Source organism: Colwellia sp. BRX10-4 (genome assembly GCF_014077465.1).
GTDB lineage: Bacteria > Pseudomonadota > Gammaproteobacteria > Enterobacterales > Alteromonadaceae > Colwellia_A.
On sequence record NZ_JACGVZ010000045.1, the window covers coordinates 1 to 9,801 of the forward strand.

The window sequence follows — 9,801 nt, forward strand, 5'->3', positions numbered from 1 at the left end:
TCTGAGTTTTTCGATGAATCGATATCGGCTTGATGCTCCTCGGCAAGAAACCGTTGCCACTTTTTTAGAATAAACAGCTCCTCCTTAAGCTCTTTATTTTCACGTGCTAGTTCCTGCTCTTTGGTAAGTACTTTTTGGGCTTTTGATTGGCCAGCCACTTTTTTTCGTTTATCAGCCACAATTATTCCTTCACGATATTCTTTTCGCCATCGTGACAGCATAAATGGGTGTATGTCGATTTTTTCAGCGACTGATTTTATTGTGACACCAACAACATAACTTAATTGAATAGCGTTAACTTTGAAGTCGTTTGAATACTTCCAAGTTCGTCTTGGATTGTTGTACTTAGGCATAAGACACCTCATCTTTAATTAGATTTTGGTGTCCGTTTTATCGGGGGAAGATCAATTTTCGCGTCGTGTCAGGCTATGTAAACTTATTGATTGTTGCTGTTGATTTACAGGGAGTTGATTTAATTTACTCACGTTAACAAGTAACTCACTGAGCGCACTATTCATAGTTTTTCGTTTAAATCAACGCTCATTTTTTTGTAATCTTGTAATACCACGTAAAATAATGTCAATGCGTTCACCTTGATAAAAAATCCCAGCAATGCTCGATATCAACAGTTTTTTTTCATCACATAAATTATTGGTAGCATTAAAAAATACAATACGTGTTCTAGAGGTAAGTTGCTGTATTTCAATTGGAATATTTTCTGTCAAAATATAGAATTGTAAATCAATAGAAATCAAATCAAAAACTTTAATTAGTTCATTATTAGGTAAGGTTTCTGCTAATGTGATATCAATACCACAGGTTTTAACTAGGTCGGTAAACTGGAGGGTAGAGTGGTGAACTTCATTTTTTGCAATATTACTTACTGCACTATTTGTTAAAAAGAAAGCTTTGAGCTTAAGTCCATTTATTGGATCCATAGTTAACTAATTCCCTATCCATGTAATATTCAATCCTTTTTATGCTTATTTAACCGATAATAAATTACACAGACATCTTGTGTTTAATTAACAATAATTTTGCATTTGTTACATTAAAATAACAAATAAAAAGCGCAATGTCGTTATAAAAGAATAAACATTTATAATTAAAAAATCACCCTTGAAAAGTATCCAATTACCGTCATCTAATTTCATTATCTAAATACTTTATTTAGCTAAAATAGCCAGTGCAAGCTGAATGACTTTTGGTTAGAATACCTCGTCTATTTTTACCTATATGCCAGAATATAAAAATGCCAGAACCCTACCAAGATTTAATTCAAATCTTTAATGACACATTTAGTTCCAGCACCAATACTCGTTTGATTAAAGGCGACGACGAGCCTTTGTATAGTCCAGCAAATGATACCTGTGACTATCATCAAATTATTTTTGCTCATGGTTTTTATGCCAGTGCTTTACATGAAATATCACATTGGTGTGTGGCTGGTAAAGCACGTCGGTTATTAGAAGACTTTGGTTATTGGTATATGCCAGATGGTAGAGATGCGGAGCAACAAAAAACATTTGAACGAGTTGAAATTAAACCACAAGCAATTGAGTGGGCTTTTTGTGTGGCAGCAGGGAAAAAATTTAATGTTTCAGCTGACAACCTCAATGGTGCCGCTGGCGATACTATTACTTTTAAAGAAAATGTTTTTCAGCAAGTGCAACAATATTTACATCATGGGTTTCCTGTTCGCGCTCAAGCATTTATTGACGTACTGGCTAATTTTTATAACGTATCGTTGCCTTTGAATATCACCCAATTTTCTGCCAACACAACATTTAATCACTCAGAGACTGTTACTCATGTTTAAACTTGGTTTTATTATCAATCCTATTGCTGGTATTGGCGGCAGTGTTGCCTTGAAAGGAAGCGATGGAGATGGTATTGCAGAACAAGCTCTAGCGCTTGGCGCTACCGCAAAAGCAAATCAGCGAGCAAGCTTAGCACTGTCAATACTTCTACCTTATCGAGATGACATTATCGTTTATTGTGCTAATGATCTTATGGGAGAGATGACCGCTCAGGCACTTGGTTTTAAAACCCAAGTTGTTTTTCAAACCGATAAGCCTGAACATACCACGGCTGAAGACACCGAAAATACGGTAAAAGCCTTGTTAGCAGAGCACGTAGATATATTATTATTTGCTGGTGGTGATGGCACTGCACGCAATGTCTGTAAAATTGTTGGCGATAAATTTCCTGTACTAGGTATTCCTGCGGGCTGTAAAATTCACTCAGGTGTCTATGCTGTTACGCCAAAAGCTGCGGGGCGGGTAGTAGAGATGATGCTAACTAATCAGTTAGTTACCCTTATCGAAGCTGATGTTATGGATATCGATGAATCGTTATTTCGAGAAGGTATTGTTAAAGCAAAACGCTATGGTGAGATGCAAATTCCTGCTGAGTTACGTTATGTTCAAGCGGTAAAGTCTGGTGGCAAAGAACTTGATGAGCTAGTGCTGCAAGATATTGCTGCTCATGTAATTAATGAAATGGATGATGAGCTTTTTGTGATTGGCTCAGGCTCAACCACCGCTTTTTTAATGGAAGAGTTGGCGCTAGATAATACTTTACTGGGCGTTGATCTAGTTGAACAGCAACATTTAATTGCCAGTGATGTAACCGAGCCGCAATTATGGCAAGCGATAACCTTAGCGAAAGCCGATAATAAAACAATTAAGTTGGTGATCACGTTAATTGGTGGACAAGGTCATATATTTGGTCGAGGTAATCAACAGCTCAGTCCACGAGTGATCCGCGCCATCGGCAAAGATAATATTTTAATTATAGCGACAAAAGCGAAATTAACAGCATTAGCATCTAGACCCTTAATTGCTGACACCGGTGATAGTGATTTAGATATCGAGCTTTCGGGGTATTTACCGGTAATAACAGGATACAATGATCAAGTATTATACCCGGTAGCAAGTCCACAATAATGGCCTTTCAATCTATGTTTACAACTAATCATAAATTTTTTTAAAACTTAACAGTAAGTAGAATTATGTCAATTGAAGAAAAAAAATCGTTTGAAAATATTGCTGCCCTTTATCTGTATTTAGATAATTTATTTGATCAAGATAACAGTGATGACCAATTATTTGCCAGCAGCTATTTACGCGGCTTTATCAGCTTATCTGTTATTGAATTTGGTGATGAGTCGCAAGCACTCTCTCAAGGACTTGCGGAAAGTATTGATGAAAAACTGCAAGCAGCCCGTACCGAATTGAGCCCGCAAGATAGAAAAATAGTACAAGACTATTGGCTAAACCTTAAACAATCATTTGTATCGGTTTAGTAATAACAGCCTTTATTAAATACTATAAATATTTACGACGAATAATATCGCGAATAACAAACCTGTTGGGTGATAAGTTAAAAAGTTCTTGTTTGCCAACAGGATATTCGCCACCCGTTAAATCAGCAGTCAAAATATCGGCTAATAGCGGCGCAGTACATAAGCCCCTAGCACCTAAGCCGGTAAGTACGTATAGATTTTTAATCACAGGTGCAGGTTCTTGATAACGCCAGTTTTTATCTTTTGCTAAATGTGCGTAGCTGCTTTTATGCTGGGCTATATCAGGCATAGCGCCCACTACCGGTAAGTGATCGGGTGTCATACAGCGTAAACGAGCTTTACTCGAGGTAACGTCTTGTTCGCGCCATGAAACTAATTTAGGCAGGCACTTTTCTAACATAGTTAAATTATATTGATCTCCAGCGTCTGTTGCCACAATATCGAAACTGTCTTTTTCAAATGTCGCGCCGATGCAATGTTGTTGCTGGTGTGCAGGTGTTAGATAACCTTTGTGGCAAATAACGGTAGATAGGTTTTTAATCTGCTCGTTCGTTGCCATATTCGTTATTTGACCACGCACAGAACTCAGTGGTAATTCATTAATAATATTGAGTTTAATAGATTCAGCACCGCCACAAAAAATAACAACTTTTTCATTTATTATGCCTTTGCTTGTTGTTAGCTGCCAACTCTTGTCGTCTTGCTGCTTAAGTGCGGTAATGTTTACTTGATTTTTTATCGACAAATGCTGAGTTTGCTTTGCTGCATTAAATAGTTGTTGAACTAATTCACCAGGTGCTATCCAGCCAGCGCTGGGCATAAACAACCCCCCGTGTTCAAGTGTAATACCGGCTAATAGTGATGCTTGCTCTGCATTTATACTGGTAATTAATTCTTTTGACCAAGGGTTGGTTTGCTCGAAAATCTTTTGTCTTTTTTCTAAAGCTGTTTTGTAGGAAATCTCAAGTAAGCCACACCAATCATGACTAAAAATAAAACCTTTGCTGTGTAAGTCTTTATAGCATTTTAGTGCATGCCAAAATGCCTGTTGGTAAAACAAGCTAATATCATCAACTTGTTGATGAATAAGTGGAAATAATGCACCGACATGATTACTCGAAGCGCCTTGGGCAATTTCTTTATCTTTACAATAAAGTGTTACTTTTATATTTTTTTGAGTCAATGCATAAGCAACACAGGCAGCAGCAATGCCACCCCCAATAATAGCAACACTGTCGGGTTGCTTAATAATGGGTCTAATTTGATAACCTTTTCTTTCAAGCGGCGTATTTAAATTTTTTTGTTGTTTAATCACAAGTTTTTATTAAATCCATTGGTTTTCATGCGCTAAAGATAGTATTTTAACGTGAATTATATGTGTCTGTCATAAAATTGTAAAAACCAGTGTACACGTGTACACTGAGCAGACCAGTTTGTGGGCAAATTTCTGTATGATATGCCTGATTTTTCAATTTTTAAATGGTTATTCAAATGAAACGTGTAGTGATCACCGGATTAGGCATTGTATCGAGTATCGGTAACAATGCGGAAGAAGTTTTATCATCTCTTAAAGCAGGCCGTTCAGGTATTAGTAAATCTGAAAGCTTTGCAGAAGCTGGTTTAAAAAGTCATGTTTGGGGTAAGCCCACGATTGAGCCTAAAGATCATATTGATCGTAAAGCATTTCGTTTTATGGGTGATGCAGCAGGTTATGCTTACATCGCTATGGAACAAGCCATTAATGATGCCAAACTAACTGAAGAACAAGTATCAAATGTTCGTACCGGTATTGTTGCTGGCTCAGGTGGCGCGTCTTCAGAAAATATTGTTATTACCACGGATACACTCCGTAATCGAGGTATTCGCCGCGTTGGCCCTTATGCTGTGCCTAAAACTATGGGTAGTACCGTTTCAGCTTGTTTAGCAACACCTTTTAAAATTAAAGGTGTTAACTATTCAATTAGCTCTGCGTGTGCAACGAGTGCACACTGTATTGGTAATGCCATGGAGCTTATTCAACTGGGCAAGCAAGACATTGTTTTTGCTGGCGGTGGTGAAGAAGTTCATTGGTCTCTAGCGATGATGTTTGATGGTATGGGCGCTTTATCTGCGGGTCGTAATGATACGCCAGAACTTGCTTCACGTACTTATGACGCTGACCGTGACGGTTTCGTTATTTCAGGCGGCGGCGGTATGGTTGTTGTTGAAGAACTTGAACACGCTTTGGCTCGTGGTGCACATATCTATGCTGAAATTGTTGGCTACGGCGCAACTTCTGACGGTTACGATATGGTCGCTCCAAGTGGTGAAGGCGCAGTACGTTGTATGCAACAAGCCATGCAAGGTGTTGAAGGTAAAGTTGATTATTTAAATACTCACGGTACTTCTACACCGGTTGGCGATGTTAAAGAGCTTGGCGCAATTCAAGAATTGTTTGGTAAAGATTCACCAGCAATTAGTGCAACCAAAGCAATGACGGGTCATGCACTCGGCGCGGCGGGTGTTCATGAAGCTATTTATTCATTACTGATGATGGAAAACAGTTTTGTTGCTCCGTCTATCAATGTTGATAACTTAGATGAAAAAGCGCAAGGCTTAGATATAGTTACTGAAAAACGTGATGTTGAACTTAACTTGATTATGTCTAACAGCTTTGGCTTTGGTGGCACTAACGCTACTTTAGTGATGAAAAAATATAAATAATGATAAACAACGATACCTTGTCATTTAGTGTTTAACGCCATCAGAAATACGCATTGAATATAATTAACCGCGTTTTTCTGTTTGGTTATATCTAAAAGACTCAGTATTGTTTGTCATTTAAAAAAGCCACTTTATAGTGGCTTTTTTGCATTTAAGATACAATAACCCTCATTAGATCAATAATTATTTTAGGTTTATAAACCATGAAGATTTTTTACGATGAAAACATGCCTTTTGCTCAAGAGTTCTTTGGCGACCTAGGTGAATTGCACGCATTTGTTGGTCGTGAGTTAACCGCTCAACAGGTGAAAAGTGCGGATGTTTTATTAGTGCGCTCGATTACTAAGGTTAACCAAGCGCTATTAGCAAGCAATTCAACTTGTCAGTTTGTTGGTACGGCAACCATAGGCGTTGACCATATTGATCAGACCTATTTAAGTGAACGGGGCATTACCTTTACCGCTGCGCCAGGCTGTAACGCTATTTCTGTGGCAGAATATGTGATCAGTGCCTTGGTTGTCTTAGCCGAGCGTTACTTAATTGATTTGTTCTCGTTAACTGTCGGTATTGTTGGTGGCGGTAATACCGGCACTCGTTTAAGTGAAAAATTATCGGCACTGGGTATTAAGTATTTAATTTGCGATCCACTACTCGCCGCAAAACAGAAAAATAATACTAAAGACCAACGCCATTACTCATCACTTGATGATGTTTTAGCTTGTGATGTTATTTCACTGCATGTTCCCATCATTGATAATGGCGAACAGCCAACTTTTCACTTACTCAATGAAAAACGTTTAAAGCAATTGCACGAAAAGCAAATCCTTATTAACGCCTGTCGCGGTGAAGTTATCGATAATAAATCGTTACTGGCGCTTAAAAAACAAGGGCATGGTTTGAGAGTTGTTTTAGATGTTTGGGAAAATGAACCAGATATATTGCATGAACTTATTGCTTATACTGAAATATCTTCTGCGCACATTGCAGGCTATAGCTTAGAAGGAAAAGCACGTGGTACAGAAATGCTCTATCAGGCATTGTGCCAACAACTTAACATACCGATAGAAAAGCACCTAGGTGATTTTTTACCACGAGCTTCAATAACCGAAGTTGAAATTAATCAACCGTTTGAGCAAATACTACTAAACCAGCTCGTAAAAATGGTTTACGATGTACGCCGTGATGATGGAATTTTCAGAGAAACAATTTTAAGTCATGGCTTTGACCACATTCGGAAAACTTATCCAGCTCGCAGGGAGTTTTCTGCGGTTAAAGTAAGCATGACAAATCAAGCCAAGAGTGATGTGCCACATCATCTTGGTTTTCTTAAAAAGTAACTTATTTAACGTATATAAAGTACTAATCTTCAAAGCAAAGAGAGAGTGACATGGCACAGAAATTTGATGTCTGCGTATTAGGCGCTACAGGTTTGGTGGGTAAAACCATCATTGAAATATTAGAAGAACGAGATTTTCCAATTAATAAATTATACCCGCTGGCGAGTGCTCGTTCAGCAGGTGAATTTATTGACTTTAATGGTCAAAGTATTGAAGTACTCGATGCTGACCATTTTGATTTTAGTCAAGCGCAAATTGGCTTTTTCTCTGCGGGTGGTTCAATTTCAGCCAAGTTTGCTCCTATTGCAGGTGAAGCAGGGTGTATTGTTATAGACAACACTTCTGAGTTTAGATACGACGCAGATATTCCGTTAATCGTTCCTGAAGTTAACCCAAGTGCATTAGCTGATTATAGAAACCGTAATATTATTGCTAACCCTAATTGTTCAACTATTCAAATGATGGTCGCGCTAAAACCTATCTATGATGCTGTTGGTATTAATCGTATTAATGTTTCCACTTATCAATCAGTTTCTGGTGGTGGTAAGGCAGCAATGGACGAATTAGCTAAGCAGACTGCAGACTTGTTAAGCGGAAAGCCTGTTGAGACTAAACATTTTCCTCGTCAAATCGCTTTTAATGTTATTCCGCAAATTGATGTCTTTATGGATAATGGTTATACCAAAGAAGAAATGAAAATGGTCTGGGAAACGAAAAAGATTCTAGGTGATGAAAACGTTCTTGTTAATCCTACAGCGGTTCGTGTGCCGGTATTCTTTGGTCATGGTGAAGCTTTACATATTGAAACGGGATCACCAATTTCAGCAGAAGAAGTTAAAGATTTACTTGAGCAAGCTGAAGGTATTGTTGTTTGTCGTAATGACGAAGACTTTCCAACACAGATAGGTGATGCAAGTGGAAAAGATGCTACTTATGTTGGTCGTATTCGTGAAGATATTAGTCATAGTTGTGGAATAAATATGTGGGTTGTTGCTGACAATGTACGTAAAGGTGCGGCAACAAACAGTGTACAAATTGCTGAGTTATTAGTTAAAGACTACCTTTCATAACATCCCTTTAATAAATGAGTTAGTGTTAAAATTGAGTTAACTTTAAGATTTATTAAAGAAAAATCAAAACTCGTCGTTATAGTTAACGACGAGTTTTTTGTTTCATTATTACTAAAAAAATTTGTATTAACTTGCTATGATATAAATAGCAGGTATAGGGTTGGAATAAAATTTGCTTTACTTTCTCTAGGCTTGAAGTGCCAAACAATTGGCAGTAAATAAAAATAATTAGGAAAACTTGATGCATCGATTATTACGCCTGTGCCTGTGGCAGGTAATATTTATAAGCATTACCACGTATAGTGTTTCTTTGTTCGCCTTTGAAGAAGAGGGTATTCGCATTCGGGGCCCCAAAGCGACGGATATGTTTCCGTACGATCAATACGGGCCTATTACTTCAAAAGATACCCTGTGGAATATTGCTTTAAAAGTTCGTCCAGACCCTACTTTGTCTGTTTATCAAGTGATGCAGGCGTTATACCAAAAAAATCCGCAAGCATTTAAAGAAAATAACTTAAACCATCTTAACAATGGCCAGTACTTAAAATTGCCGTCTGTTAGAGAGATGCGTGCGATAAATCCTCTTGAGGCAAAAAGTAAGTCAACCTCTGATGATAAAATATGGCAAAAGAAAGTTGCTAAAACAGTTAAGAAAAAAATTGTTCCTCCTTCTGAACTTGCCATTAAAAAGGAAGATTTAGACGCGACTAAAAAAGAAATCAATGCACAGCTTGAAGAAATAAACTCTAAGCAAACTGTTCGTTTAGAAACTATCCAAAATGATGTTTTAGATTCAATTGATGGTTTGCAGGCTATTCTTAAAGAAAATGCCGTTGTTGATGAAAAAATATCAACAGTAAATCAGCAGTTGAATGTTTTTAAAGAAGCCTCGACTATAGAAGATGAAAAGCAAAACGCACAATTAGCACTGATAATGTCACTTCAGCAAGAATTATTAAAAATGGCAGAAGCGAGTGAGCAAGCGTTATTATTAGAGAAACAAAAAGCTGAACTTGAAAATGAAGGCATAACCTCGCAGCTTTGGTTTCAGATATTAATGTCAACGCTACCTGCATTTTTTGTCTTGAGTCTTTTGTTTTGGTTCTTGCGCCGTCAAAAAGGTGGAGAAACTGAAGCTGTAGCTAAGCCTAAAAAATCAAAAGCTGTTGCTGAAGAAAAAGCCAAGCCAGCAGACACAACTGAAGAACCTCTTGCTGCGTTAGATAACGAACCTTCACTTGATGATGAATTATCGCTTGATGATGAATTATCCCTCGATGATGAACTTTCGATGGACCTAGGTGAGGATGAACTTAATTTAGATGATTCGTTGTTTGCTGACGACGCAGATGATGGATTAGGTTCATTAGATGATGAAGATGAT

The 9,801-nt window shown here is 37.7% G+C and carries 9 protein-coding genes and 1 pseudogene; 7 read left to right on the forward strand and 3 right to left on the reverse strand.

Features of this window, described 5'->3' with window-relative positions; all coding sequences use genetic code 11:
- Together H4J67_RS19050 and H4J67_RS19055 are read right to left on the reverse strand one after the other, a co-directional pair.
- Window positions 1-353 (reverse strand): annotated as a pseudogene (locus H4J67_RS19050) (transposase); the annotation flags it as partial.
- 180 nt (window positions 354-533) lie between these two features.
- Entirely contained in the window at window positions 534-938 is a 405-nt protein-coding gene (locus H4J67_RS19055) for a hypothetical protein (RefSeq protein ID WP_182204699.1), read from the reverse strand.
- Window positions 939-1,252: 314 nt separating this feature from the next.
- Between H4J67_RS19055 and H4J67_RS19060 the strand changes: the two genes are divergently transcribed.
- From H4J67_RS19060 to H4J67_RS19070, 3 genes are all read left to right on the forward strand, one after another.
- Window positions 1,253-1,819 carry an elongation factor P hydroxylase gene (locus H4J67_RS19060; protein WP_182169828.1) on the forward strand — a complete coding sequence of 189 codons (567 nt, stop codon included), beginning with the start codon at window positions 1,253-1,255 and terminating at the stop codon, window positions 1,817-1,819.
- Window positions 1,812-2,948: an ATP-NAD kinase family protein gene (locus tag H4J67_RS19065; protein WP_182169831.1), complete on the forward strand. Its 1,137-nt coding sequence runs from the start codon at window positions 1,812-1,814 to the stop codon at window positions 2,946-2,948. Before H4J67_RS19060 ends, H4J67_RS19065 begins: the two co-directional genes overlap by 8 nt.
- Before the next feature lie 65 nt (window positions 2,949-3,013).
- Entirely contained in the window at window positions 3,014-3,307 is a 294-nt protein-coding gene (locus H4J67_RS19070; protein WP_182169833.1) for a YfcL family protein, read from the forward strand.
- A 22-nt stretch (window positions 3,308-3,329) separates the two neighbouring features.
- Here the strand turns inward: H4J67_RS19070 and mnmC are convergent, their stop codons facing one another.
- On the reverse strand, window positions 3,330-4,622 hold the full coding sequence (gene mnmC / locus H4J67_RS19075) for an FAD-dependent 5-carboxymethylaminomethyl-2-thiouridine(34) oxidoreductase MnmC (protein ID WP_182169835.1): 1,293 nt from the start codon (window positions 4,620-4,622) through the stop codon (window positions 3,330-3,332).
- Between the two features lie 176 nt (window positions 4,623-4,798).
- Here mnmC and fabB point away from each other — a divergent pair, with 176 nt between their 5' ends.
- The 4 genes from fabB to H4J67_RS19095 form a co-directional block, all read left to right on the forward strand.
- Window positions 4,799-6,010, forward strand: a complete 1,212-nt coding sequence (gene fabB, locus H4J67_RS19080; protein ID WP_182169837.1) for a beta-ketoacyl-ACP synthase I — start codon at window positions 4,799-4,801, stop codon at window positions 6,008-6,010.
- A 203-nt stretch (window positions 6,011-6,213) separates the two neighbouring features.
- Window positions 6,214-7,347 (forward strand): 4-phosphoerythronate dehydrogenase, encoded by a 1,134-nt coding sequence (locus H4J67_RS19085; protein ID WP_182204700.1) that lies wholly within the window; start codon window positions 6,214-6,216, stop codon window positions 7,345-7,347.
- 50 nt (window positions 7,348-7,397) lie between these two features.
- Window positions 7,398-8,417 carry an aspartate-semialdehyde dehydrogenase gene (locus tag H4J67_RS19090; RefSeq protein WP_070374286.1) on the forward strand — a complete coding sequence of 340 codons (1,020 nt, stop codon included), beginning with the start codon at window positions 7,398-7,400 and terminating at the stop codon, window positions 8,415-8,417.
- A 241-nt stretch (window positions 8,418-8,658) separates the two neighbouring features.
- Window positions 8,659-9,801 (forward strand): FimV/HubP family polar landmark protein (locus H4J67_RS19095; RefSeq protein ID WP_310740659.1); only part of this gene is annotated, 1,143 nt, incomplete at its 3' end.

Coding starts and splice junctions, on each gene's coding strand:
- H4J67_RS19055 (WP_182204699.1), bottom strand. CDS start 938: ATGGATCCAATAAATGGACTTAAGCTCAAAGCTTTCTTTTTAACAAAT.
- H4J67_RS19060 (WP_182169828.1), top strand. CDS start 1,253: ATGCCAGAACCCTACCAAGATTTAATTCAAATCTTTAATGACACATTT.
- H4J67_RS19065 (WP_182169831.1), top strand. CDS start 1,812: ATGTTTAAACTTGGTTTTATTATCAATCCTATTGCTGGTATTGGCGGC.
- H4J67_RS19070 (WP_182169833.1), top strand. CDS start 3,014: ATGTCAATTGAAGAAAAAAAATCGTTTGAAAATATTGCTGCCCTTTAT.
- fabB (WP_182169837.1), top strand. CDS start 4,799: ATGAAACGTGTAGTGATCACCGGATTAGGCATTGTATCGAGTATCGGT.
- H4J67_RS19085 (WP_182204700.1), top strand. CDS start 6,214: ATGAAGATTTTTTACGATGAAAACATGCCTTTTGCTCAAGAGTTCTTT.
- H4J67_RS19090 (WP_070374286.1), top strand. CDS start 7,398: ATGGCACAGAAATTTGATGTCTGCGTATTAGGCGCTACAGGTTTGGTG.